This window comes from Kribbella sp. (assembly GCF_035655035.1).
Lineage (GTDB): Bacteria > Actinomycetota > Actinomycetes > Propionibacteriales > Kribbellaceae > Kribbella.
Genome location: NZ_DASRVN010000405.1, coordinates 1 through 24,583, shown reverse-complemented (window position 1 = coordinate 24,583; position 24,583 = coordinate 1). Strand labels below are relative to the sequence as shown.

Genomic DNA, 24,583 nt, shown 5'->3' with positions numbered 1-24,583 from the left:
CGCTGGGGGTGTGGGGCTGGGGGACATTCGACGGTTGTGGCCTGAGGTGCTGGAGGCGGTCAAGGCCAAGCGGCGGTTCGCCTGGATCATGTTGAGTCAGAACGCTCAGGTGATCGCGATCGATGAGCAGACGCTCACGCTCGGCCTGGTGAACGCTGGGGCCAGGGAGAGCTTCGCTCGGTCCGGAAGCGACGAGATTCTTCGGCAGGCGATGATCGACACGATCGGCGTCGACCGTCGGGTCGAAGCTGTCGTCGATCCGTCCACCGATCCGGGTGCCGGGGGTGGAGCCGGTGGTCGTCCCAGCCCGCAGCCGGGTGGGCCTGGCGGTGCAGGACCTGCCGGTCCGGCAAGTGGCACAGGTGCTCCTGGAGCCGGCGGTACCACGCCTGCTGCTCCCACGGCAGCTGCTCCCACGGCAGTTGCTCCCACGCCTGCTGTTCCCACGGCTGGCGGTGCCACGGCTGCCGGCCCCGATGCTGCCGAGCCGGGTGTTAGTGGGGCCGGTGCCGTTGGACCTGGTGCCGTTGCTGCCGCATCTGGTGCTGGTGGGCCCGGTGTGGGTGGTGCCGGTGCTGTCGGATCTGGTCCTAGTGGGGCTGGCGCCGCTGGTGCTGGAGCGGTTGATTCGGGGGTGGCTGGATTTGGTTCGGGTGCGGCTGGTGGTCCTGGGGCAGGTGGGGGTCAAGCCGCGCGGGGAGGGTCCGCTGACGGTGCGCAGGGTGGTGGGGCCGGGCTGAGTGCGACAGGTGTCGCGGGCTTGGCGGCGGCCGGGGCTGCGGATCCTGATTCCGGTGGGCTTGGCCGGGCGCGCGGAACTGGAGGTGGAGGTCCTGGCGTAGGCGGTGCTGGAGACGCCGGATCGGCGGGGGGCGACGGCAGCCGGAGTGGGCAGTGGTCCGAGAGGGGCGGGGCCGCGGTTGCTTTGCAGGAGCCGCCGGATTCCGAGTACGACGTACCGCCGGAGGATCCGTGGGACGGCGGGCCGGTGGATCGGGGGTCGCGGGGAGAGCCTGCGGCGGCCGGACAGCAGGGTGGTCAGCAGGCGACCGTGCGGCGCGAGCAGGCTGCTAGTAAGCGGCGGGCTGCGGAGGCGGCGGTGGCTGCTGAGCAGGCGCGGGAGGCGGCGGCTGCGGCTGCGGCGGCTCCGGAGGTGCGGCTGACTCCGGAGGAAGAGGCGGATGCGATCGGGGAGGACGACATGGTGCTCGAGGAGGACTCGCGGTCGCATACCGATCTGCTGCGGGAGACGCTCGGTGCCCAGATCATCACCGAAGAGCCGAACTGAGTTCACCCGCGCGCCATCCGATGGCCAACAGGTTCGTCCACAGGGCTCGCAGTATCGGCACGGTGGGTTTCCACACAATCCACAGGACTGTGGATAAGCCTGTCCACAAGGTTGTGGATAACTGTGGGGAGAACGGGCGGTTTCCGGCCGCGAGCGGGGTTGTCGGGGCGACCGGCTAGTGTTGAGGCTCGGGGTTTCGGTGCGCCGGGATGCCGGGGTCAAGGAAGCGGTTCGGACGAGGAGATCGCAGTGTTCGACGGTGGCGGTGCTGGGGGCTTCGACATGTCCAATCTGCTCGCGCAGGCGCAGGCGATGCAGAACCAGCTGATGGAGGCGCAGGCCGACCTGGAAGGTCAGGAGATCGAGGGGTCGGCCGGTGGTGGGCTGGTGACGGCGCTGGTGTCCGGCACGGGTGAGTTGCTGAGCCTGGACATCAAGAAGGATGCCGTCGATCCGGATGACATCGAGACTCTGGCGGATCTGATCGTCGCCGCGGTGCGGGATGCCTCCGAGAACGCGAAGCAGGCCGCTGCTGCCGCGATGGGACCGCTGGCCGGTGGGCTCGGTGGGGCGTTCGGTGGTGGTGACGCCGGTGGGTTCCCCGGGTTCGGTGGCGGTGCGCCGTCGGCGCCGGCCGGCTTCGGGCTGCCCGGCGCGACCCCGCCCGCGGTCGGAGCGGGCGACGACGACCCCGGCGACGCGGGCCACGGCGGCCAGGCAGGCACGGACAACCACGGCCACGCAGCAGCGGACGACCGCGGCCAGGCGGGCGCGAGCGACGCCGGGCAGACGGGCGGCGCCCCGCGCGCGGGCGAGGCTGGGCAGGGTGGTGTCGGGTTTTTGAACCCGGGGAGCGCGGCCGGCGAGTCCGGTCAGAACCCGGGCTGACGTGTACGAGGGGGCCGTTCAGGATCTCATCGACGAGCTGGGGCGGTTGCCCGGTGTGGGGCCGAAGTCCGCGCAGCGGATCGCGTTCCACCTGCTCGCGGCCGACGAGACCGACGTACGGCGGCTCGCGCACGTGCTGATCCAGGTCAAGGAGAAGGTCAAGTTCTGCGAGATCTGCGGCAACGTCGCGGAGGAGGCGCAGTGCCGGATCTGCCGGGACCCGCGCCGCGACCTGAGCCTGATCTGCGTGGTCGAAGAGGCCAAGGACGTGGTGGCGATCGAGCGCACCCGCGAGTTCCGTGGCCGGTACCACGTGCTCGGCGGCGCGATCTCGCCGATCGAGGGCGTCGGGCCGGACGAGCTGCGGATCAAGGAGCTGATGCAGCGGCTGGCCAGCGGTGAGGTGACCGAGATCATCCTGGCCACCGACCCGAACCTCGAAGGTGAGGCGACGGCGACGTACCTGAGCCGCCTGCTGCGGCCCATGGGCTTGCGCGTCACCCGATTGGCTAGTGGACTTCCTGTAGGCGGTGACCTCGAGTACGCCGACGAGGTCACACTCGGACGGGCGTTTGAAGGGCGACGATCGATCGATGACTGAACCGAAAGATATTGCGGAACGGGCTTTGGCCACCGACAGCGAGGACCTGACCGAGTTCGCCGAGCAGATCGCCGACCAGGTCCGGAGCTTCCTGATCTCGGTGCGCGACATCGCCGCGCAGCCGGACGAGGACGGGGTCGACGAGGGCCTCGCCTCGCTGCCGTACCTGCTGCTCGAGGTGAGTCAGCTGCTGCTGGCAGGCGGGCGGCTGGGGGCGTTCGAGGACTTCGTGCCGGAGGAGCGTTTCGAGAGCGACGCCGGCCCGGACCCGGACCTGGACGCGATGCGGGACCGGCTCGCGGTGCTGTTCGAGGGCCTGGACGAGTACGCCGAGGTCTTCGACCCGTACGCCGCGCCGCCTGAGATCACCGTCAACCGGCTCTCCGACGACCTGACGGCGATCGCGACCGACCTGGTGCACGGCCTCGCGCACTACGAGGACGGCCGGGTCGTCGAGGCGCTATGGTGGTGGCAGTTCTCCTATGTCTCCACCTGGGGCGCGGCTGCCAGCGCCGTACTGCGGGCGATCCAGTCGCTGATCGCGCACGACCGGCTGGAGCCGGCGCACGACGCGGAGACCGAGGCCACCGACCGGGAACTCGTCGAGGTCGCCGAGGAAGCCGTCCAGCGCCGCTGACCGGATGTCTGTCCTCGAGCTGGTACGCCGGTTACCTGAACCGGATGTCGTACGGCGGGTGAGTCGCGCGCTCGCCGTACTCGATCTGGTGCTGAACGACGACGAGCGGACCAGGTACTACGAGTTCGACGCGCGCTGGTCCGCGACCGAGGAAGCCGCGTTGATGCGGGACGGGTCCGGCAACGAGTACTCGCTGGTGTTCTCGCCGGATGGCGTGTTCGGGTACGGGTTCGACCACGAGTCGCCGTTGTCGCCGTACGCGAACGGGATGCGTCCGTGGCCCGGGCTGCTCGACGGCGTACCGGAGGTGTTCCACGAGCAGCGGGACGACAAGGCGTTCAGCGACGACGGTGTGCCGCGGGCGACGGTGTGCTTCTGGCGTACGGCGGACGACGACGCCTGGCGCTGTGGTCCGGTGCAGGGCAACGACGGCGCGGACTGGCTGTTCGAGCTGGTCGCGGACGGCCGCCCCGAGGCGTACCTGACGTTCGCGGAGGACTACTACGAGCAGGCCCTCGACCTCGAAGCGATCCGCCACGTGTACGCACTGATGCCGCTGACCGAGTACGTCGTCACCTCGCTCAACCCGGAGCGCCGCCTCCGCGACCTCACCGAAACGATCGCCGAAATCGGCTACCCGCGCAGCTAATCGGGGAGCATCGGCATCTCCAGGCCCGGGGATTTGCCGAGCAGGATGCCGCGGGTGATGGCCGCGGTGCCGAACTTGTCCTTGACCTGGTCGACGGCGCTGTCGAGCTCGTTGTTCGCGGCCTTGTCGAACGGGAGGGCCAGTTGCAGGGCGGCGTCGTTCTCCAGGTTGCCGACCGAGATGCCGATCATGGTCAGGCCCTGGGCGGCGATCAGCGGTTGTGCGCCGCGCAGCAGGGCGCGAGCCGTGATCAGCAGCGCGCGCGTCTGATCGGTTGCCTGGGGCAACGTGTGGGACCGGGTCGCGCGGCTGAAGTCGTCGAACCGCAGCCGCAGCGTGACAGTCCGCCCGGAGCGCCCCGCGGAACGCATCCGGCGGGTGACCCGGTCGACCAGGCCGGCGAGCACCGCGTCCAAGGTGGCGAGCGACTTCGGCGACCGGCCCAGCGCGCGCTGGGAGCCGATCGACCGGCGCCTGCGCCCGACCTCGATCGGTCGCGGGTCGCGGTTATGGGCGAGCGCGTGCAGGTGCCGGCCGGAGGCGCGGCCGAGCATCGCGACCAGCGCCGCCTCGGGCAGCATCGCGACGTCGCCGACCTTGGTCAGCCCGCGGCTCCGGAGCTTCTCCGCGGTCACCTCGCCGACGCCCCAGAGCCGCGAGACGTCCAGTGGATGCAGGAAGTCCAGCTCGCCGTCCGGCGCCACCTCGAGCAGGCCGTTCGGCTTCGCGACCCCACTCGCCACCTTGGCCAGGAACTTCGTGCGCGCCACCCCGACGGTGATCGGCAGCCCGACCCGGGACAGCACCTCGGCGCGCAACCTGGTCGCGATCTCGACCGGCGTACCGCGGATCTTCCGCAGCCCGCCGACGTCCAGGAACGCCTCGTCGATCGACAGCCCCTCGACCAGCGGGGTGGTGTCGTCGAAGACCTTGAAGACCGCCCGGCTGGCCTCGGTGTACGCCGACATCCGCGGCTCGACCACGATCGCGCCGGGGCACCGGCGGAGCGCCTGCCCACCGTTCATCGCGGTCCGCACGCCGTACGCCTTTGCCTCGTAGCTGCAGGCCAGCACGACGCCGGCGCCGACGATCACAGGCCGGCCGCGCAGGCGCGGGTCGTCGCGCTGCTCGACCGACGCGTAGAACGCGTCCAGATCGGCATGCAGGATCGTCGCCGCGCCTGACAATGCTGACACGAACATATGTTCGCATAATCCCCGGACAAAACGTGAGATAGGGAGAATTCCCGAAGCGCCGGACATCGATGTCAGGAAACAATGCTCGTTATGGACCTGTCGGCGTACCGCGACCTCTGGAAGACCCGTGGCGTGATGGGGTTGCTCGCCTCGGCGCTGATCGCCCGGTTGCCGGTGCTGGCGACGATGGTTCCGCTGTCGTTCCTGGCCAAGGACGCGGCCGGCAACTTCGGCTGGGCCGGCGTGGTGGCCGGCGCCTATTCCGTCGGTACGGCGGTCGCGAGCGTGGTGTGGTCGCGGATGGCCGACCGGAAGGGCGCCCGCAAGGTCGTCATCGGCACCGGCATGGCCTGGGGTGCGTCGATGGCCGTCGTCGCCCTGCTGCCGTACAGCTGGTACCGGCTGCTCCCGGTGGCCGCCGCGATCGCGGGCGTCTGCGTGGCGCCGGTGACCTCGGCGCTCCGGGCGAACTGGCCGCGGATCGTGCACGGGTCGCGGTTGCGAGCCGTCTACTCGCTGGACGCGACCGCGCAGGAGTTGCTGTTCGTCATCGGCCCGATGACCGGCGCGGTGATCGTCAGCTTCGCCAGTCCACGTGCCGGGCTGCTGGCCTGTGCCGTACTCGCGGCCGCGAGCATCTGGTGGTTCGGTCTGAGCCAGCAGTCGGGCTCACACCACGACGAGAACTCCGGCCCGCGGCCTACCGCCCGCGAGCTGCTGTTCCATCAGCACCGCGCTCCGCTGCTGGTCGCTTGGGCGTGTCTGGTGATGGGGTTCGCGGCGATGTCGCTGGGCATGGTCGCCGTCGCCGACCAGCACGGGAATCGGCTGATCGCGGGCGTGCTCGAAATGGTCGCGGCGATCGGCAGCGTCAGCGGCGGCGTGATCAACGGCGCACTGCCCGGCCGGCGGAACTCGTACGTCTGGCGGCGGATGCTGGCCCTCGCCGTACTGATCTCGGGCTGTGTGTTCGTGACCTCGTCGGTCGTCGCGCTGGCGGTGATGATGTTCGCGGCCGGCGGCCTCATCGCGCCGACGATCGCCGCCGTGTACGAGCGGATCGGCGAGCTGACGCCGCAGACCGCGCACACCGAGATCTTCGGGTGGGCGCAGAGCGGCGGCATGGTCGGCGCGGCGGTCGGGTCCGCCGTGGCCGGGGCGGTGGTGGAGGCGTTCGGCGTCCGCTACGCGTGGGTCCTGGCGGCCGGTCTCGCCGTACTGGCGACCCTGTCCCTGCTGCGCGTCCCGCCCCACCGGCCGCTGGACATCAGCGTCGTCGACGGTACTGCGGTCGCCGCGTAGCGGACCCGGTAGTTCGCCTCGAGGACCCCGCCGTCGCGTGCGCACATAGAGATCAGCCGGAGCTGCCGGCGGTCCAGCAACGTGCCGCGGCCGGCGGCGACCGGGTGGATCAGCAGCGAGACCTCGTCGACCAGGCGCCACTTGAGCAGCGAGCGGATCAGCGTGAGGCTGCCGATCACGTGCAGGTCCTCGCCCGGTACGCACTTCAGCGCGGTCAGGACCCGGCGGGCCTCACCCTGCAGCATCTCGGTTCCGGGACGGGCCACGACGGGATGTGTGCCGACCACGAGGTTCCGGCCGGTGCCGAGCGAACCGGCGTACCGCTCGAACGTCTTGCGGCCGAAGATGACGGTTCCCTCGGCAGGCATCAGCTGCCGGAGTGCGTGCCGTGGCAGCCACTGCTCCGGCCGCTCCACGATGCCGTCCTCGGACATGCACAGCCTGGCCACTATGTTCCGCATACCAACCCAGATGCAGCCGTTGCCGCAAAGGTTATGGGCGGCGGCCGCGGTGCAGCTCGGTCTCCAGCGCGTCCAGCCGGTTGGTCCAGAACTTCCGGTACCGGTCCAGCCAGGTATCGATCTCGCGCAACGGCTCGGGCGCGACGGCGTACAGCCGCCGGGTGCCGTCGACGGTGACGGTCGCGAACCCGTTGTCCCGGAGCACCTTCAGGTGCTGGGAGACGGCCGGCTGGCTGATGCCGAACTCCGCGCCGATGGTGCCGGCGATCCGCCCGGCAGGCTGCTCGCCCTCGGCGAGCAGCTCGAGGATCCGGCGCCGGACCGGGTCGCCGAGGATGTCGAACGCATGCACCCGCCAATTATTTCAGCGATGGCTTATACGAACAAGGACCATTTCCCGCGTGAACCACACGGGATCGGGGAACGTTCGGTCCGGACGGTGATCTGCCGGACCGGGTGCTGGTCAGCCGGTGGGCAACGGTCGGGTGACGGCTAGAATGACCCCCGAGACTACGCCTGGTGCAACGCCGCACGGCGTACCGCAACCAGTGGTTTGAGGAGACAACACTGTGGGACGCGTCGTACACAAGTACGGCGGTTCTTCGGTCGCCGACGCCGATGGCATCAAGCGCGTGGCCCAACGGATCGTCGCGACGAAGAAGGCCGGGAACGACGTGGTGGTCGTCATCTCCGCGATGGGGGACACCACCGACGAACTGATGGACCTGGCCCAGCAGGTCTCTCCGCTGCCGCCGCCGCGCGAGCTCGACATGCTGCTCACCTCGGGTGAGCGGATCTCGGCCGCGCTGCTGGCGATGGCGATCGCCAACCTGGGGTACGAAGCACGCAGCTTCACCGGCTCGCAGGCCGGCGTCATCACCACCTCCGCGCACGGCAACGCCCGGATCATCGACATCACCCCGGGCCGGATCGAGGAGTCGCTGGGCGAGGGGCACGTCGCGATCGTGGCCGGGTTCCAGGGCGTCGCCCAGGACACCAAGGACATCACCACGATGGGCCGCGGCGCCTCCGACACCACCGCGGTCGCGCTGGCCGCCGCGCTGGAGGCCGACTACTGCGAGATCTACACCGACGTGGACGGCATCTTCACCGCGGACCCGCGGATCGTGCCGGCCGCGCGGCACGTCCCGAAGATCTCCTACGAGGAGATGCTCGAGATGGCCGCCTGCGGCGCGAAGGTGCTGCACCTGCGGTGTGTCGAGTACGCCCGCCGCTACAACGTCCCCGTCCATGTGCGTTCCTCCTTCTCGCAGAAGGAAGGCACCTGGGTCGTCGATGCGAAGGAACTGGATCAAACGATGGAACAGGCGATCATCTCCGGCGTGGTGCAGGACACCAAAGAGGCCAAGATCACGGTGGTCGGCGTCCCCGACAAGCCGGGCGAGGCGGCCCGGATCTTCGAGACGGTCGCCGGTGCCGACACCAACATCGACATGATCGTGCAGAACGTGTCGGCGGTGGCCACCAACCGGACCGACATCTCGTTCACGCTGCCGCGGGCCGACGGCGCCCGGGCGATGTCCGCCCTCGCCCGGATGAAGGACGAGGTCGGTTACGAGCAGTTGCTGTACGACGACCAGATCGGAAAGGTCTCGGTCGTCGGAGTCGGAATGCGCTCGCACCCGGGCGTGTCCGCGAAGTTCTTCTCCGCGCTCGCCGACGCCGGCGTGAACATCGAGATGATCTCCACCTCGGAGATCCGGATCTCGGTGGTCGTGGACGAGAACCTGGTGACCGCCGCCGTGACCGCGGCGCACACCGCATTCGATCTGGACGACGAGCACACCCAAGCTGTCGTGTACGGAGGAACGGGACGGTGACCCCTGTGAGCGCTGTGGAGAACACGATCGAGGACCGGACGGGACTGCCCTCCCTGGCGGTGGTCGGTGCGACCGGCGCCGTCGGGACGGTGATGCTGACCCTGCTCTCCACCAGGCAGAACGTCTGGGGCGAGATCCGGCTGATCGCCTCCGAGCGCTCCGCGGGCAAGCAGCTCGTGGTCCGCGGCGAGACCGTCGAGGTGATCGCGCTCAGCGAGGACGCCTTCGACGGTATCGACGTGGCGATGTTCGACGTACCGGACGAGGTGTCCGCGCACTGGGCGCCGATCGCGGCTGCCAAGGGTGCCGTCGTGGTGGACAACTCCGGTGCGTTCCGGATGGACCCGGACGTGCCGCTGGTGGTCCCCGAGGTGAACGCCGAGGCCGCCCGGAACCGGCCGAAGGGCATCATCTCGAACCCGAACTGCACGACGCTGTCGATGATCGTGGCGATGGGCGCGCTGCATCATCGGTACGAGCTCGAGCAGCTCGTGGTCGCGTCGTACCAGGCCGCGTCCGGAGCCGGGCAGTCCGGGATCGACGCGCTGTACGACCAGCTGGCGAAGGTGGCGGGCAACCGGGAGCTGGGCAGCTCGCCGGGTGACGTACGGCGGGTCGTCGGCAACGATCTCGGTCCGTTCGCGGCCCCGCTGGCGCTGAACGTGGTGCCGTGGGCCGGGTCGCTCAAGGACGACGGCTGGTCGTCGGAGGAGCTGAAGGTCCGCAACGAGTCCCGCAAGATCCTCGGGCTGCCGGATCTGAAGGTGTCCGCGACGTGTGTGCGGGTGCCGGTCGTCACCACGCACTCGTTGTCGGTGCACGCGCGGTTCGTGCAGGAGGTCGACGCCGACGGCGCTCGTGAGGTACTGCGGGACGCGCCGGGCGTGCTGCTGTTCGACAACCCGGCCGAGGGCGAGTTCCCGACGCCCGCGGACGTGGTCGGCACCGACCCGACCTGGGTCGGCCGGATCCGCAAGTCGCTGGACGACCCGAACGCGCTCGAGCTGTTCGTGTGCGGCGACAACCTGCGGAAGGGCGCGGCGCTGAACACGGCGCAGATCGCCGAGGTCGTCGCGAAGGAGTTCATCCCCGCCGAAGCCTGAAAACCAAAGCTAAAAGCACCCGCCCCCTCGCTTCGCTCGGGGGCGGGGTTGTTTTCGAGCCCACGACCAATGGTTGGCGCGTTCACCGCACCAGCCGGGGCGGGGTGGGCGGCGTTCTCTGGCGGGTTACAGCCAGTTTTCGCGGGCGGCGTGTAGGGCTAGTTGGAAGCGGGTGCTGGCGCCTGTGCGGTTCATCAGGCGTTCCAGGTAGCGGAAGAAGGTGCGGCGGCTGATGCCGAGCGTACGGGCGATTGTGTCGTCCGCGGCGCCGGTTGCGAGCAGGGCCAGCAGGCGGCGTTCGATGGGCTCGAGGCGGTCGTCCTCCGTGCCGACCGACGCGTGCAGCGGCAGCGCGTTGCGCCAGCACAGCTCGAACATCCCGATCAGCGCGGTCAGCAGACTGCTCGGCCGGATGATCAGCAGCGAACGGTTCACCTCGGTGTCGCGCACCGACATCGAGACATAGGCGATCGAGGAGTCGATGATCGTCAGCTTCGCCGGTACGTCGGGCAGCACCCGGGCCTGCTCACCTGCCTCCACGCACGGCAGGATGTTCTCGGTCAGGTAGCCCGGCACCTCGACCGACTCCGGCGAGTACACGACCCGGTAGGCGACGCCACGCTTCAGGTGGTCGATCTCCTCCTGGTTCGGGCCGCCGATGTAGTACGGCGGGGAGTCGATCGCGAGGATCTCGCGCTGCGCACTGCCCTTGATCTGGTGGATCCGCTCGACGATCGCGGCGCCGGTGACCACCTCGATCAGGTGCGTGGTCGACTCGTTGTGCACGGTCCGGCGGAACTCGTCGTACGCGTTCAGGACCTCGATCCGGGCCTGCTTCAGCTCGGACTCGCGGCGCAGCGTCATCGCCTCCAGGCCGGCGTCCGGCGGCACCGGCAGGTACCGGGAGTGGTCCGAGCCGGACCGCCGCGCCAGACCGGCCTGCACCAGTCCGCTGAGCGTGCTGTCGATCGAGCCCGCCCGGTCCGGTACGGCGTCGTCCAGCTCGACGATCGACGACGGCCCGGTCCGCAGCAGGTGCTGGTAGACCCTGATCTCGTCGTCGTTGAGTCCGAGCACCTTCAAATGGTCGGCACGCTCCGTGTCCGTTGTGCTCATGACCCTCCCTCCCTGCCGATCGCTGTCACCGTCCGCTACCGTCCCTCCAGGTTAGAGGGCCCGATCCAGCACCGAAGGCACTGTCCGTGTCGGGGCGGCTGCGAGCAGCGATATTTGTTGTCCTGTCAGCATTCTTGTGCCGTGTCACCATCTGGCCACCATTTCCGCGCAGTCGTGAGCGAGAATTGAGGTCCAGCAGCCCGGCGACGGACCACCTGAGCGCCGCCGGGCTGCTGTTCCAATTCTGGCCCGTGCCGGCCGTCCCGTCAGCGGAGCCGGTTTCGGTTGGATCTCGATCCGGCGCATCGGTGCCCTCGCACTTCCGTGCCATCACCCGCTGTGCCGGAGGGTGTACAAACTGTGGCAACTCCAATCGTGAGGCCGATTGAGGAGGAGTGCCCGATGCGACCGGTTCCGCCGTGTGCCGCCGCCCGTCGTGTCCGGTGTGCCGTCCCCAGCGCGAAGGCATCTTTGCAGGGATCCCGCGTAGCGCTGTCCTCCGCCGTCGGCCTCGGGAGGCCGATGACCGCCGCCCTGGTCATCGCGCCGATGGATCCGGGGCCGCCGTCCGCGACCGCCCACCGCGGACGTGTGCCCGGATCGAGGGTGGAACCCCGGGAGTTGCCGGCGGGTTTTCCGTGGATGGTGAGGCTGTTCACGGCGAGTTCGGACGTGCTGTTGCGCGATACGTCCGTCCCGCACGCGCGACTCTCGGGGTCCCGCCGTTGATGTGGTGTGCCGCGTCACGCCAACTTCGCACCGGAGCGTAGCGTCGTACCTGATGATTTGACCGCGATTTGACTTGCCTGGAAGGCGTTTTGGCCGCCACTGGCTGTCAAATGTATATTCCGGATAACGATCGGCGAAGGACGACGCAGGTGTTGTGGATACAGCGGGGAACGACGTTCGGTAGCCGTCCGTACGTCGTTGCTCACTAAGGAGGACCGCTGTGTCGTCGGCGTCCGAGCGGATCCGCTACTCTGCTTTCCGGTCTGCGAGGCTCGCCGCCGTACCCCAGGCGGTGTCCGCCGAAACCCAGGTGATCGGCCATCGTGGATCCAACTTCCGGCAGAGAGAGGCATCGCCTGCATGAACGCGACTAGCGTCGACGAGGAGTTCAACCCGTCGGTGCATGTGTACGAACCGCACAAGGTCGGACTGCCGGCTATGCGCCCGTACTTCAAGGCGCTCTGGCAGCGACGGGAGTTCGCGGCGGAGATGTCCCGGACGAACATCCGGGGTGCGCACACGAACACCTTCTTCGGCCAGGTGTGGCTGGTTCTGAACCCGCTGCTCCTCGCCCTGGTGTACTACCTGCTGACCGACATCATCGCGGGCGGCGGAGCCAGGGTGGACGCAGGCCTGCGGTTCGCTCACATGTGCGGCGGCCTGTTCGCCTTCTACTACTTCTCCGGTGCGATGACGGCCGGGGCGGCCAGCGTGGTCGGCGGCGGCAAGCTGCTGATGAACCAGTCGTTCCCGCGGATGCTGCTGCCGCTGTCGGCAGTGCGGACCGCGTTCTTCCGGTTCGTGCCGACCCTGGTGGTCTACCTCGTCATCCACGTGCTGATGGGCCAGAAACTGCGTTGGCAGATGCTGCTGGCTCCGATCTTCCTGGTCATGCTGACGGTCTTCGCCGCCGGCATGGGGATGATCTTCGCCGCCCTTCAGGTGTACTTCCGGGACACCGCGAGCTTCCTGCCGTACTTCGTGCGGATCTGGCTGTACATGTCCCCGGTGCTGTGGTTCATCGAGCAGGCACCCCCGAGGTTCAAGGGCTTCATCCAGTACAACCCGCTGTACCCGCTGCTCGGCGGCTGGACCGACCTGCTCGTCAAGGGGCACATCCCGCCCATGCAGCTGTGGATCGCCGGCGCGTTCTGGGCGCTGCTGGCCTTCGTCGTGGGCTCGTTGTTCTTCATGTCGAGGGAGCGTGATTTCGTTGTCCGTCTCTGAGACCGAGAAGAAGCCGATGCAGAAGACTCCGTCCGCCATGCCCGCCGTCAAGGTGCAGGACGTGTCCATCACCTACCGGACCACGTTCGAGCGGGTGCCGACCTTCAAGAGCGCGATCGTCCGGCTCGGCCGCGGCGAGCGCGCGGTCCGCGAGGTCGAGGCCGTCCAGCACGTGTCGTTCGACGTCAACCACGGCACCACGATCGGCATCATCGGCGCGAACGGCGCCGGCAAGTCGACGCTGATGCGTTCGATCGCCGGCATCCTGCCGCCGACCTCGGGCCGGATCGAGGTGCACGGCCGGGTCTCCACGCTGCTGTCGCTGGGTGTCGGCTTCAACGCCGCGCTGTCCGGCAAGGAGAACGTGGTCCTCGGTGGGCTGGCGGCCGGGCTGAGCCGCAAGGAGATCGAGGCCCGGTACCAGGAGATCGCCGAGTTCGCCGAGCTCGGTGACTTCATGGAGATGCCGATGCGGACGTACTCGTCCGGCATGTTCAGCCGGCTGGCGTTCTCGGTCGCGGTGCACATGGACCCGGACATCCTGCTGATCGACGAGGCGCTGTCCGCCGGTGACGCGTCGTTCAAGACCAAGGCCGCCGCGAAGATGTCGGAGCTGGTCACGAACAGCCGGACGATGTTCCTGGTCAGCCACGCGATGAGCAGTGTCCGCGAGATGTGCAACGACTGCATCTGGCTGCACAAGGGCAAGCTGATGATGCGCGGCGAGCCCAACGACGTCATCCAGGCCTACACGAAGTTCCTGCAGGTCGGGGAAGCAGAAGCAGTCTCACTCGAGGACCTCTGAGGCGATGTCACGCAGTACGGCGCCGGACGTGGGGATCATCACGACCGGCCACGACGTGGCCGATGCGCGCCTGCACAAGATCACCGCGGCCCTGCAGCACCGCGACCTGAGGGTCGAGCTGTGGGGCCTCGGTGATGCGGAGGGCGGTCCGGCCGGCGCGACCGTGCACGCCGGGCCGCGCGGCAACCTGGTCCAGCGGCTGGCCCGGACCGCCGTACTGCCGTGGCGGACCAGCGCCAAGGTCGTGATGACCGTCGACCCCGACATGATCCCGGTCACTCGGCTGGTCACCACGCTGCGGCGCCGCAAGCTCGTCGTCGACGTGCACGAGGACTACGAGCGGCTGCTCGCCGACCGTGCCTGGGCGCAGGGGCCGGCCGGGCTGCCGGCCCGGCTGATCGTCCGGGCCGGGTCGAAGCTGGCCGCGGGTGCCGACCTGACCGTGGTCGCCGACTCGCACCTCGCACCGCACCAGGCGAAGCACCGCCTGGTGGTGCAGAACCTTCCCGACCACGGCTTCCTGGCCCCGTCCCCGCCGACCGGTGCGCCGCGCGCGGTGTACGTCGGGGACCTGCGGACCAGCCGTGGACTGTTCGACATGGTCGAGACCGTCGCCGCGGCGCCGGAGTGGTCTCTCGACCTGGTCGGCCCGGTCGCACCGTCGGACCGGGACCGGATCGAGGCCCGGATCGCGCAGCCCGACCTGGGCGGCCGGGTCCGGTTGCACGGGCGCCAGCCACCCGCCGACGCCTGGCGGATCGCGCACGGCGCCTGGGCGAGCCTCGCCATGCTGCAGCCGACCCCGGCGTTCATCGAGGCGATGCCGTCGAAGATCTACGAGTACCTCGCCAGCGGCCTTCCCGTGCTGTCCACCCGGCTGCCCCGGCAGTCGAAGGTGATCGAGGAGTCCGGTGGCGGAGTACTGGTGGACTCGGTGCCGGAGGCGTCCGAGATTCTGCGGCGCTGGTCCGCGGACCCCGGTGAGCTGGAGAAACTGCGCGACCACGCGCTGCAGTGGGCGGGTGAACACCTGCCCACGACCACGCCGTACGACGAACTGGCCGACGCGATTCTCAACCTGCTAAGAGGACCTGCATGACCGACCGCCCACATCTGTTGTACGTCGCCTGGGGCTTCCCGCCCTGCCGGGGCGGCGGTGTCTACCGGGCACTGGCCACGGCCAACCGGTTCGCCGCGCTCGGCTGGAAGGTGACCGTGCTGACGGCCGACCGCGACACGTTCTTCCGGTTCACCGGTGCGGACCTGACCCTCGAGGAGCGGGTCGACCCGTCCGTCGAGGTCGTCCGGGTGCCGTTCGAGTGGCCGATCCTGGAGGCCGACCTGCGCCGCTGGTCCAAGCGCCGCGCCTCGAACCCGAAGCTCTGGGCCAAGTGGCGCACCAAGCAGGACCAGATCCCGTTCCCGGAGAGCGGGTACGGGCCCTGGCGCTCGGTGATCGAGAAGGCCGCGGAGCGGATCCACCGCGCGCACAAGGTCGACCTGACGGTCGCCACGGCCAACCCGCACGTCGCGTTCACGGCGGCGTACCACCTGCACAAGAAGTTCCAGGTGCCGTACGTGATGGACTACCGCGACGCGTGGCTGCTGGACGTGTTCACCGGTGACCGGCTGCACGAGCCGAACAGCCGCGCCGCGCGCTGGGAGAAGAAGCTGGTCGAGTCCGCCCGCGAGGTCTGGTTCGTGAACGACCCGATCAAGGAGTGGCACGAGCGGCTCTACCCGGCGCAGGCGTCGAAGATGCACACGGTCGCGAACGGGTTCGACCCGGACCTGGTGCCGGACACGCAGGACCGGGGCGCGGTCACCGACCGGCCGCTGGTCTTCGGGTACGTCGGGACCGTGTCGCCGAAGGTGCCGCTGAAGGAGTTCGTCGAGGGCTGGCAGTTGGCGAAGGAGCAGTCCGAGGAGCTGGCCGGCGCCCGCGCGAAGATCTACGGGTACCTCGGGTACTACGCGCAGCCGCGGGCCGACATGCTCGCGACGATCAACGCCGCCGCGGACGCCGGGGTCAGCTACGAGGGCCCGGTCGGCAAGGCCGAGATCGCGAAGGCGTACGACGAGTTCGACGCGCAGCTGCTGATGCTCGGCAAGGGGCGGTACGTGACCAGCGGGAAGGTGTTCGAGTACCTCGCGACCGGGCTTCCGGTGGTGTCGGTGCACGACCCGGAGAACGCGGCGTCCGACGTACTGCGCGGGCATCCGTTGTGGTTCCCGGTGTCGGACGTGACGCCGGAGGCGATCGCGGCCGCGCTGGTCGAGGCGGCGCACGCGGCGCGGACCGCGGACGAGGGGATCCGGGCGAAGGCGCGCGAGTTCGGGGCGTCGTACCGGCGGGACCTGCAGCTGGACCCGCGGATCGAGTCGCTGGCCGCGAGCGTGAAGGGGGTGGCGGCATGAGCAACGTCGTACTGCTGTCCACGCGGCGGCTGCCGCCGACGTACTTCGACCAGGTCCGCGAGGACCTCGGCGACCAGAACGTCACGATCGACGTGGTCGGCTGGGTTGCCCCGTCCGCCTGGGTCGCCGACAAGGTCAACACCTTCACCCTGATCGGCCCCGGCCGCATGCCGTCCGCTCCGGCCCCAGAGCCGGAACCCACCACCGAGCCCACCGACGAAGCCCCCGACGCCGTGATCGCCCCCGAAGCGGTCGCAGCCCCGGAAACCGTCGTCGAGGACGAGGCCAAGGTCGCACCAGCCGCCTCCCAGGTGGCTGCCTCTGCTGAAGAGGCACCTGCTCCGACCGCGCCGTCTGCTCCTACGGGTAAGCCGGCTGCCGCGAAGCCGCGGCCGACTGGGGCCAAGCGGGTTGTGAAGGCTGTGGAGTGGCGGGCGCGGAAGGCTCGCAAGGTCGCGGGGCGGATGTTGCCGCCGGCAATCAAGGGGTCGGCGCCGGTGAAGTTCCTGCGCGGGCAGCGGGCGACCAGCGACCTCGGGAAGAACTACTGGGAACGCGTGCTCAGCCGTCGTGACGTGCTGGCGACGATCGACCAGGCCGACGTCGTGATCGCGCTGGACGCCGGCGCGATCTGGGCCGGCTGGAACCTCGGTCAGCGCAAGGCCAGCACCCCGGTGGTGCTCGGCCTGCCGGCGGCCCGTCGTGAGCTCGACATGATGAAGGCCCCAGTAGGTAATGGATGACACAGTGACGGTGACGCGTGCGATCCGCGAGCACCTGCCGGCGCCACTGGCCCGGACCGCGGGAGCGGTCCGGCGGCGCCTGCGGGGCGTGCGGTACTCGTTCGCTCAGCTACCGGCCTTCCCGCCGGTACCGGCGACGCCCGTGCGGATGCTGGTCGGTCCGACCAACTCCGCCGGGCAGGGGCACGCCTGGGCACAGGCCGCGAACACCCTGCCGGACGTCGACGCCGTCTCGTTCGCCTTCCACCGCAAGGGCCGCTTCCAGTTCGCCGACGACTACGGCGTACCGCTGGCGTGGTTCGGCCAGCCGCGCTGGCAGCGCGCCCAGCAGCAGTACGTCGCGCAGTACACGCACGTGATGGTCGAGTCGCTGCGACCGCTGTTCGGCGCCCGCGGGTACGCAGACGCGCAGCCCGACATCGAGGAACTCGTCGGCAAGGGCGTCAACGTCTCGCTGCTCTTCCACGGCTCCGACATCCGCCTGCCCAGCCGGCACGCGAAGCGCGAGCGCTGGTCGCCGTTCGCCCCGGGCGACGACCTGACCGAGCGGCTCGAGCCGCAGGCCCGCCGGCACGCCGAGCTGGTGGAATCGTTGGGCCTCCCCGTCTTCGTCTCCACGGTCGACCTGCTCGACGACGTACCGAACGCGCACTGGCTGCCGGTCGCGATCGACCCGGCACCGTGGCAACGGGCCGCGCGACCGCTCTTCAGTACGGCGAAACCGGTCGTCGCGCACGTCCCGTCGAACGCGAAACTCAAAGGCACGCAGGAGATCGACCAGGTCCTGACCGACCTCGAGAACCGCGGCCTCGTGGAGTACCGGCGGATCACCGGCGTCCAGCACGAGGACATGCCGGCCGTGATCGGCGACGCCGACATCGTCGTCGACCAACTGCACATCGGTCTGTACGGCGTGGCGGCCGCGGAGGCCCTGGCCGCCGGGCGGATCGTGGTTTCGTACGTCGGTGACGAGGTCCGCCGGCGGGTGCGTAGTCTGACTGGGCGAGAGGTGCCGATCGTCGAGGCGGATCCCGACACCCTGGGTGATGTCCTCGGCGGGCTGATCGCCGATCGTGACACCGCGGCCGAGCGGGCCGCCGCCGGACCCGGTTTCGTGACCGAGCTGCACGACGGACGCCGCTCGGCCGAAGTACTGAGAAGTTGGCTCATCACGAAGGAGACCCTGTGACGTCCCGCATCGCGCCCTCCGCCGACGTCGACGACAGCGCCCAGATCGGCGACGGTTCGTCGGTCTGGCACCTGGCCCAGATCCGCGAGAACGCGGTCCTCGGCAAGAACTGCATCGTCGGCCGCGGCGCCTACGTCGGGACCGGGGTCCGGATGGGCGACAACTGCAAGATCCAGAACTACGCGCTGGTGTACGAGCCCGCGTCCCTCGAGGACGGCGTGTTCATCGGCCCGGCGGTGGTGCTCACCAACGACTACTTCCCGCGCGCGGTGAACCCGGACGGTTCGCCGAAGAGTGGGCACGACTGGGAACCGGTCGGGGTGACGATGAAGGAAGGCTGCTCGCTCGGTGCGCGCAGCGTGTGCGTCGCCCCGGTCACCATCGGCCGGTGGGCGACCGTCGCCGCGGGTGCGGTGGTGACCAAGGACGTGCCAGACTTCGCGCTGGTCGCCGGGGTCCCGGCGCGCCGGCTCAAGTGGGTCGGCAAGGCCGGGGTTCCGCTGCTCGACGTCGGGAACGGCGAGTGGAAGTGCCCGAACACGGGCGAGATGTACATCGAAACCGACGGGCGGCTGCGGCCGGCCGAAGAAAACCAGGAGGAGAACTGATGGTGCAGCCGATTCCGGCCGCGAAGCCGATCATCGGGAAGGAGGAGCGCGAGGCCGTCGACCGGGTGATGCAGTCCGGCATGCTGGCCCAGGGCCCCGAGGTGGCGGCGTTCGAGCAGGAGTTCGGCGCAGCGCTGGTCTCCGGCCGGGCGTGCGTCGCGACGAACTCCGGTACGTCGGGCCTGCACCTGGGCCTGCTGGCCGCGGGTGTCGGACCGGGTGACGAGGTGATCGTCCCGTCCTTCACCTTCGCCGCGACCGCGAACAGCGTCGCGCTGACCGGGGCCACCCCGGTGTTCGTCGACATCGAGCCGACGTACTTCTGCCTGGACCCGGCCGCGGTCGAGGCCGCGATCACCGAGAAGACCAAGGCCGTCATGCCGGTGCACCTGTTCGGCCACCCGGCCAACATGACCGCGCTGCAGGCCATCGCCGACAAGCACGGCATCTTGATCTTCGAGGACGCCGCGCAGGCGCACGGCGCGACCTGGAACGGTGCCCCGGTCGGTACCTTCGGCGAGTTCGCGATGTTCAGCCTGTACCCGACCAAGAACATGACGTCCGGTGAGGGCGGCATGAACTCGGTCGCGAACGCCGACCTCGAGCGCCGGATGCGGCTGTTCCGCAACCAGGGCATGCTGAAGCAGTACGAGAACGAGGTCGTCGGCCTGAACAACCGGATGACCGACCTGCACGCCGCCATCGGCCGGGTGCAGCTGACCAAGGTCGGCGGCTGGACGAAGCAGCGGCAGGAGAACGCGGCCTTCCTGGACGCGAACCTCGCCGGTGTCGGCGTCCCGGCGGTCGCCGCCGAGGCCAGCCACGTGTACCACCAGTACACGATCCGGGTGACCGAGGACCGGGACGGCTTCGCGAACGCGCTGCGCACCGAGTACGGCGTCGGCTGCGGCGTCTACTACCCGATCCCGAACCACCGGCTCCCGTCGTTCCGGCGCGAGCTGGACCTGCCGCAGACCGAGAAGGCCGCGGCCGAGGTGCTCTCGCTGCCGGTCCACCCGTCGCTGTCCGAGGACGACCTGAACCGGATCGTCTCCGCGGTGAACACCGTGGCGAAGGCGGGTGCGTGATCATGGCGAACTTGCGTGCGGGCCTGATCGGCCTGGGCATGATGGGCCGGCACCACGCCCGCGTCCTGGCGTCGCTGGAAGGCGTCGACCTGGTCGCGGTCGCCGACCCGGGCGGTGACAAGTTCAACGTGGCCGGCGGTCGTCCGGTGCACGAGACCATCGAGCAGTTGATCGCCGAGAAGCTCGACTACTGCATGGTCGCGGTGCCGACGCAGTACCACGCCGAGATCGCGAAGTCGCTGGCCGAGGCCGGCGTGCACGCGATGATCGAGAAGCCGCTGGCCGGTTCGTCGGCCGAGGCGACCGAGATCGCGAAGGCGTTCGAGGCGGCCGGGCTGGTCGGCGCGGTCGGTCACATCGAGCGGTACAACCCGGCGCTGCAGGCGCTGCGGGTGCGGCTGGAGGCCGGCGAGCTGGGCGACATCTACCAGATCACCACCCGCCGCCAGGGCCCGTTCCCGGCCCGGATCGCCGACGTCGGCGTGGTGCTGGACCTGGCCACCCACGACATCGACCTGACCGCGTGGGTGACGCAGTCGCCGTTCGTCACGGTGGCCGCGCAGAGCGCCCACAAGTCCGGCCGGCAGTACGAGGACCTGATCGCGGTGACCGGCAAGCTGGCGAACGGCACCGTCACCAGCCACCTGGTCAACTGGCTGTCCCCGATGAAGGAGCGTCTCACCGTCGTCACCGGTGAGAAGGGCGCGTTCATCGCCGACACCCTGACCGCCGACCTGACCTTCCACTCCAACGGCACCGTGCAGACCGCCTGGGACGATGTCGCGCACTTCCGCGGCGTCAGCGAGGGCGACATGATCCGGTACGCGATCAGCAAGCCGGAGCCGCTGAAGACCGAGCACGAGGCCTTCCGGGACGCGGTACTGGGCAAGGAGGCCGACATCGTCACGCTGCAGCAGGGTCTGACCACCGTCAAGGTGGCCGAGGCCGTCCTGCAGTCGGCGGCCGAGGCGCGGACCGTCGCGGTTGCCGGGGAGACCCAGTAGTCATGAAGGTTCTGAGCGTTGTCGGTGCGCGCCCGCAGTTCGTGAAGCTGGCGCCGGTCGCGGAGGCGTTCGCCGCGACCGAGCACCAGCACGTGATCGTGCACACCGGGCAGCACTACGACAAGAACATGTCCGACGTGTTCTTCGCCGACCTGCGGATCCCGGACCCGGACGTCCACCTGGGCGTCGGGTCCGGTAGCCACGGCGTCCAGACCGGCGCGATGCTGGCCGCGATGGACGCCGTCCTGGACGAGCACAAGCCGGACTGGGTGCTCGTGTACGGCGACACCAACTCGACGCTCGCCGGCGCGCTGTCCGCGGTGAAGATGCACCTGCCGGTCGCGCACCTCGAGGCCGGGCTGCGGTCGTTCAACCGGCTGATGCCGGAGGAGCACAACCGGGTACTCACCGACCACGCCGCGGATCTCCTCCTGGCCCCCACCCAGGTGGCGATGGACCACCTGGCGAACGAGGGCCTCAAGGACAAGTCGCGCCTGGTCGGCGACGTGATGACCGACGTGTGCTTCCGGGTCCGCGACGCCGTCCAGGGCAAGCCGCTGGACGGTCCGTTCAAGCAGGGCGAGTACGTCGTCTCGACGATCCACCGGGCCGAGAACACCGACGACCCGGAGCGGCTGGCCGCGATCGTCGACGGTCTCGCCGCGGCCGGTACGCCGGTCCTGCTGCTGGCCCACCCGCGACTGGTCGCGAAGTGCGCGGAGCACGGCATCAAGCTGGAGCGTCCGGACGGGTCGCTGCACGTCCGGGAGCCGCTGGCGTACCCGGAGATGGTCCAGGCCGTGCTCGGCTCGGCCGGTGTGGTGACCGACTCCGGCGGTCTCCAGAAGGAGGCCTTCCTGCTCGGCCGGGTGTGCACCACACTGCGCACCGAAACCGAATGGGTGGAGACGTTGGCGGACGGATGGAACGTGTTGACATCCGACGTGAGTAAGCTGCCTGAGTTGGCTGCACGGCCGGCTCCCACGGGGGGACGCCCAATGCCGTACGGCGACGGTCACGCTGCGGAGCGTGTCGTCGCCACTCTCGCGGAGTAACCACATGACGAAGGCCGCCGAAGAGAACCAGACAGAGCCGACCCAGGACGCCCCCGGGTCGGCTGCTGTCACGACCCCGTCTCCCGGCGCGCCTCCCAGTCCTTCCGAAGGGGACGCGGGCCCGCCGCGTCCCAGCGGGAGATTGCCACGAGTAGAGTCGCTCACCGGATTGCGTTGGTGGGCGGCCTTCTTCGTGTTCTGCCATCACATGACCCAGCTGGCCCCGCTGCCGATCTACGACTTCCTGAAGTACGGCGTCTCGGGTGTCACGTTCTTCTTCGTGCTGTCCGGGTTCGTGCTGACCTGGTCGGCGCAGCCCGGGACGAAGATCCGGACCTTCTACCGGCGCCGGTTCGCCCGGATCGTCCCGCTGTACCTCATCACGCTGGTGGCGGCGTTCTTCGTCTTCTACCGGGTCGACCCGCCGCACGGGATGCCCTGGATCAAGCCGGTCTCGGTCACGGTGCTGGTGCTGTCGGTGCTGCTGGTGCACGGCTGGTCGAACAACCCGGACATCCTGTACGGCGGTAACCCGGCGGGCTGGACGCTGTCGGTCGAGGCGTTCTTCTACGCGTACTTCCCGTTCGTCTGGCGGTTGACGCGGCGGCTGAAGACGGCCGGCGGGCTGATCCTGTGCGTCGCGATCGTGGTGGTCAGCGCGGCGTACAAGCTGGCGCTGTTCCACTACAAGACCGAAATACCGATCCTGCCGCAGCCGGTCCTGCACTCGGTGGCGTTCCTGTTCGGTATCGGCCTGGCGATCGCGCTCCGGTCCGGGTGGAAGCCGCGGATCCCGGTGTGGTTCGCGTTCCTGGTCACCGGCGGTGGCCTGTACGTCCTCTGGTACTCGGGTGCGCACCCGACGCAGTTCCCGGGCGCGGTCACCATGGGACTGTGCCAGAAGGAGATCCTCACGCTGCTGTACGGCTTCCTGATCCTCGCGGTCGCGGCCCGCGACATGCGCGGTGGCCGGTCACTGCTGCGCAGCAAGCCGCTGGTCGCGCTCGGCAAGTGGTCGTACGCGTTCTACCTGGTCCACGCGACCATCATGTACGCGATCAAGGAGTACCACGGCATCGCCGGCCCGATCGGCTGGTCGAACCTGACCTGGTACGCCGGCGTACTCGCCCTTTCGATCTTCGCCTCGGCGGTGCTCTTCAAGTTCGTCGAGCACCCGATGGAGCGCCTGCTCCGAGGCCCCCGATGAGAATCACTACCTAGTGGAGTTGCTGTGCGTGTCAGTGTTGTTGCCTTAGGCAAGATCGGACTGCCGTTGGCGGTCCAGTTCGCGGCCAAGGGTCATCAGGTCGTCGGCGTCGACATCAACGAGAAGTTCGTCGAGCTGGTGAACGCCGGTCAGGAGCCGTTCCCGGGTGAGGCCCACCTGCAGGAGCTGCTCGCCGAGACCGTGGCCGACGGCCGCCTGCGGGCGACCACGGACTACGCGGACGCCATCCCGAACAGCGACGCCGTCGTGGTGGTGGTGCCGCTGTTCGTGGACGAGAAGACCGGGCAGCCCGAGTTCGGCTGGATGGAGAACGCGACCCGTTCGCTGGCCGAGCACCTCACCCCGGGGACGCTGGTCAGCTACGAGACCACCCTTCCGGTCGGTACCACCCGGAACCGCTGGAAGCCGATGATCGAGGAGATCTCCGGTCTCACCGAGGGCACCGACTTCCACCTGGTGTTCTCGCCGGAGCGGGTGCTCACCGGTCGGGTGTTCGCGGACCTGCGGAAGTACCCGAAGCTGGTCGGTGGCCTGTCCGAGGAGGGTGCCAAGCGCGCCACCGCGTTCTACGAGGCCGTCCTGGACTTCGACGAGCGTCCGGACCTGGACCGCGCGAACGGCGTCTGGGACCTGGGCTCGGCCGAGGCCGCGGAGCTGGCCAAGCTGGCGGAGACGACGTACCGGGACGTGAACATCGGCCTGGCGAACCAGTTCGCCCGGTTCGCCGGCCAGAACGGCATCGACGTCCACGCCGTCATCGAGGCGTCGAACTCGCAGCCGTACAGCCACATCCACCGGCCGGGGATCGCGGTCGGCGGGCACTGCATCCCGGTGTACCCGCGGCTGTACCTGTACACCGACCCCGACGCCACCGTCGTCCGCGCCGCCCGCGAGGCGAACGCCGGGATGCCGGACTACACGATCGGCCTGCTCGAGGGCGCCTTCGGCGAGCTCAAGGGCGCCAAGGTCGTGGTGCTCGGCGCGTCGTACCGTGGTGGGGTGAAGGAGACCGCCTTCTCCGGCGTGTTCCCGGCCGTGGAGGCGCTCAAGGCGCGCGGTGCCGAGGTGTTCGTGCACGACCCGATGTACACCGGTGAGGAGCTGCAGGGGCTCGGCTTCACGCCGTACACCCTGGGCACGCCGGTGGACGCCGCGGTGCTGCAGGCGGACCACGCGGAGTACGCGCAGCTGAGCCCGGCGGACCTGCCGGGTGTGAAGGTACTCGTCGACGGTCGCGACCGCACCGACCCGGCCAAGTGGGCGGGCGTGCGGCGGATTGTGATCGGAAGGTCGGTCAGCCAGTGACAGATGCCGGCCTGCGGGTCGTGATGATGGTCGCCAACGACGTCACCAACGACAGCCGGGTCCGCAAGGAGGCCGCAGCACTGGCCGAGACCGGAGCAGAGG

At 69.3% G+C, this 24,583-nt stretch carries 25 protein-coding genes; 21 read left to right on the top strand and 4 right to left on the bottom strand.

The genetic code is table 11. The annotated features are described in order from the left end of the window. Nucleotides 1-293: 293 nt before the first annotated feature. The 6 genes from VFF46_RS22870 (at nucleotide 294) to VFF46_RS22845 (ending at nucleotide 4,063) form a co-directional block, all read left to right on the top strand. Nucleotides 294-740: a hypothetical protein gene (locus VFF46_RS22870; protein WP_325039235.1), complete on the top strand. Its 447-nt coding sequence runs from the start codon at nucleotides 294-296 to the stop codon at nucleotides 738-740. A gap of 185 nt (nucleotides 741-925) precedes the next feature. Further along, nucleotides 926-1,288 carry a hypothetical protein gene (locus tag VFF46_RS22865; RefSeq protein ID WP_325039234.1) on the top strand — a complete coding sequence of 121 codons (363 nt, stop codon included), beginning with the start codon at nucleotides 926-928 and terminating at the stop codon, nucleotides 1,286-1,288. A gap of 249 nt (nucleotides 1,289-1,537) precedes the next feature. Next, nucleotides 1,538-2,176 carry a YbaB/EbfC family nucleoid-associated protein gene (locus tag VFF46_RS22860; RefSeq protein WP_325039233.1) on the top strand — a complete coding sequence of 213 codons (639 nt, stop codon included), beginning with the start codon at nucleotides 1,538-1,540 and terminating at the stop codon, nucleotides 2,174-2,176. A gap of 1 nt (nucleotide 2,177) precedes the next feature. Continuing rightward, nucleotides 2,178-2,777 (top strand): recombination mediator RecR, encoded by a 600-nt coding sequence (gene recR / locus VFF46_RS22855; RefSeq protein ID WP_325039232.1) that lies wholly within the window; start codon nucleotides 2,178-2,180, stop codon nucleotides 2,775-2,777. Next, a complete protein-coding gene (locus VFF46_RS22850; protein ID WP_325039231.1) occupies nucleotides 2,770-3,414 on the top strand; it encodes a DUF5063 domain-containing protein in 645 nt (214 codons plus the stop codon). The genes recR and VFF46_RS22850 overlap by 8 nt, the downstream gene beginning before the upstream one ends. Nucleotides 3,415-3,418: 4 nt before the next feature. After that, nucleotides 3,419-4,063 (top strand): hypothetical protein, encoded by a 645-nt coding sequence (locus VFF46_RS22845; protein WP_325039230.1) that lies wholly within the window; start codon nucleotides 3,419-3,421, stop codon nucleotides 4,061-4,063. Here VFF46_RS22845 and dinB read toward each other — a convergent pair. Continuing rightward, nucleotides 4,060-5,265 carry a DNA polymerase IV gene (gene dinB, locus VFF46_RS22840; RefSeq protein ID WP_325039229.1) on the bottom strand — a complete coding sequence of 402 codons (1,206 nt, stop codon included), beginning with the start codon at nucleotides 5,263-5,265 and terminating at the stop codon, nucleotides 4,060-4,062. The genes VFF46_RS22845 and dinB overlap by 4 nt on opposite strands. An 84-nt stretch (nucleotides 5,266-5,349) precedes the next feature. On the opposite strand from dinB, the gene VFF46_RS22835 reads away from it, so the two are divergent. Next, the gene (locus VFF46_RS22835; RefSeq protein ID WP_325039228.1) at nucleotides 5,350-6,561 is read left to right on the top strand and encodes an MFS transporter; all 1,212 of its coding nucleotides are present in this window, start codon (nucleotides 5,350-5,352) and stop codon (nucleotides 6,559-6,561) included. Here VFF46_RS22835 and VFF46_RS22830 read toward each other — a convergent pair. Next, nucleotides 6,444-6,995: a dihydrofolate reductase family protein gene (locus VFF46_RS22830; protein ID WP_325039227.1), complete on the bottom strand. Its 552-nt coding sequence runs from the start codon at nucleotides 6,993-6,995 to the stop codon at nucleotides 6,444-6,446. The two genes, VFF46_RS22835 and VFF46_RS22830, sit on opposite strands and share 118 nt — an antisense overlap. A gap of 58 nt (nucleotides 6,996-7,053) precedes the next feature. Next, nucleotides 7,054-7,374 (bottom strand): metalloregulator ArsR/SmtB family transcription factor, encoded by a 321-nt coding sequence (locus VFF46_RS22825; RefSeq protein WP_325039226.1) that lies wholly within the window; start codon nucleotides 7,372-7,374, stop codon nucleotides 7,054-7,056. A 217-nt stretch (nucleotides 7,375-7,591) separates the two neighbouring features. Here VFF46_RS22825 and VFF46_RS22820 point away from each other — a divergent pair, with 217 nt between their 5' ends. Together VFF46_RS22820 and VFF46_RS22815 are read left to right on the top strand one after the other, a co-directional pair. Continuing rightward, entirely contained in the window at nucleotides 7,592-8,863 is a 1,272-nt protein-coding gene (locus tag VFF46_RS22820) for an aspartate kinase (protein ID WP_325039225.1), read from the top strand. Between the two features lie 5 nt (nucleotides 8,864-8,868). Further along, nucleotides 8,869-9,966, top strand: coding sequence for an aspartate-semialdehyde dehydrogenase (locus VFF46_RS22815; RefSeq protein ID WP_325039224.1), 1,098 nt, complete (start codon nucleotides 8,869-8,871; stop codon nucleotides 9,964-9,966). A gap of 126 nt (nucleotides 9,967-10,092) precedes the next feature. On the opposite strand, the gene VFF46_RS22810 is transcribed toward VFF46_RS22815, so the two are convergent. Then, nucleotides 10,093-11,082 (bottom strand): helix-turn-helix domain-containing protein, encoded by a 990-nt coding sequence (locus tag VFF46_RS22810; protein WP_325039223.1) that lies wholly within the window; start codon nucleotides 11,080-11,082, stop codon nucleotides 10,093-10,095. Between the two features lie 1,089 nt (nucleotides 11,083-12,171). Between VFF46_RS22810 and VFF46_RS22805 the strand changes: the two genes are divergently transcribed. From VFF46_RS22805 to VFF46_RS22750, 12 genes are read left to right on the top strand one after another with little or no spacing between them, the layout of a single operon-like run. Beyond that, complete coding sequence (locus tag VFF46_RS22805) at nucleotides 12,172-13,038, top strand: ABC transporter permease (protein ID WP_325039222.1); 867 nt, start codon at nucleotides 12,172-12,174, stop codon at nucleotides 13,036-13,038. Next, nucleotides 13,025-13,843: an ABC transporter ATP-binding protein gene (locus tag VFF46_RS22800; protein WP_325039221.1), complete on the top strand. Its 819-nt coding sequence runs from the start codon at nucleotides 13,025-13,027 to the stop codon at nucleotides 13,841-13,843. The genes VFF46_RS22805 and VFF46_RS22800 overlap by 14 nt, the downstream gene beginning before the upstream one ends. 4 nt (nucleotides 13,844-13,847) lie before the next feature. Next, nucleotides 13,848-14,942 (top strand): glycosyltransferase, encoded by a 1,095-nt coding sequence (locus VFF46_RS22795; protein ID WP_325039220.1) that lies wholly within the window; start codon nucleotides 13,848-13,850, stop codon nucleotides 14,940-14,942. Beyond that, on the top strand, nucleotides 14,939-16,261 hold the full coding sequence (locus VFF46_RS22790; protein ID WP_325039219.1) for a glycosyltransferase: 1,323 nt from the start codon (nucleotides 14,939-14,941) through the stop codon (nucleotides 16,259-16,261). The genes VFF46_RS22795 and VFF46_RS22790 overlap by 4 nt, the downstream gene beginning before the upstream one ends. After that, complete coding sequence (locus tag VFF46_RS22785; protein WP_325039218.1) at nucleotides 16,258-17,004, top strand: hypothetical protein; 747 nt, start codon at nucleotides 16,258-16,260, stop codon at nucleotides 17,002-17,004. Before VFF46_RS22790 ends, VFF46_RS22785 begins: the two co-directional genes overlap by 4 nt. Before the next feature lie 4 nt (nucleotides 17,005-17,008). Continuing rightward, nucleotides 17,009-18,193, top strand: coding sequence for a hypothetical protein (locus VFF46_RS22780; protein WP_325039217.1), 1,185 nt, complete (start codon nucleotides 17,009-17,011; stop codon nucleotides 18,191-18,193). Then, complete coding sequence (locus VFF46_RS22775; RefSeq protein ID WP_167203739.1) at nucleotides 18,190-18,801, top strand: acyltransferase; 612 nt, start codon at nucleotides 18,190-18,192, stop codon at nucleotides 18,799-18,801. The genes VFF46_RS22780 and VFF46_RS22775 overlap by 4 nt, the downstream gene beginning before the upstream one ends. Next, the gene (locus VFF46_RS22770) at nucleotides 18,798-19,889 is read left to right on the top strand and encodes a DegT/DnrJ/EryC1/StrS family aminotransferase (RefSeq protein ID WP_325039236.1); all 1,092 of its coding nucleotides are present in this window, start codon (nucleotides 18,798-18,800) and stop codon (nucleotides 19,887-19,889) included. Before VFF46_RS22775 ends, VFF46_RS22770 begins: the two co-directional genes overlap by 4 nt. 2 nt (nucleotides 19,890-19,891) lie before the next feature. Next, nucleotides 19,892-20,893, top strand: coding sequence for a Gfo/Idh/MocA family oxidoreductase (locus VFF46_RS22765; RefSeq protein WP_325039215.1), 1,002 nt, complete (start codon nucleotides 19,892-19,894; stop codon nucleotides 20,891-20,893). 2 nt (nucleotides 20,894-20,895) lie between these two features. Next, entirely contained in the window at nucleotides 20,896-21,948 is a 1,053-nt protein-coding gene (wecB, locus tag VFF46_RS22760; protein WP_325039214.1) for a non-hydrolyzing UDP-N-acetylglucosamine 2-epimerase, read from the top strand. A gap of 4 nt (nucleotides 21,949-21,952) precedes the next feature. Beyond that, nucleotides 21,953-23,155, top strand: a complete 1,203-nt coding sequence (locus tag VFF46_RS22755; RefSeq protein ID WP_325039213.1) for an acyltransferase — start codon at nucleotides 21,953-21,955, stop codon at nucleotides 23,153-23,155. Nucleotides 23,156-23,179: 24 nt separating this feature from the next. Then, a complete protein-coding gene (locus VFF46_RS22750; protein ID WP_325039212.1) occupies nucleotides 23,180-24,481 on the top strand; it encodes a nucleotide sugar dehydrogenase in 1,302 nt (433 codons plus the stop codon). Nucleotides 24,482-24,583: the final 102 nt, after the last annotated feature.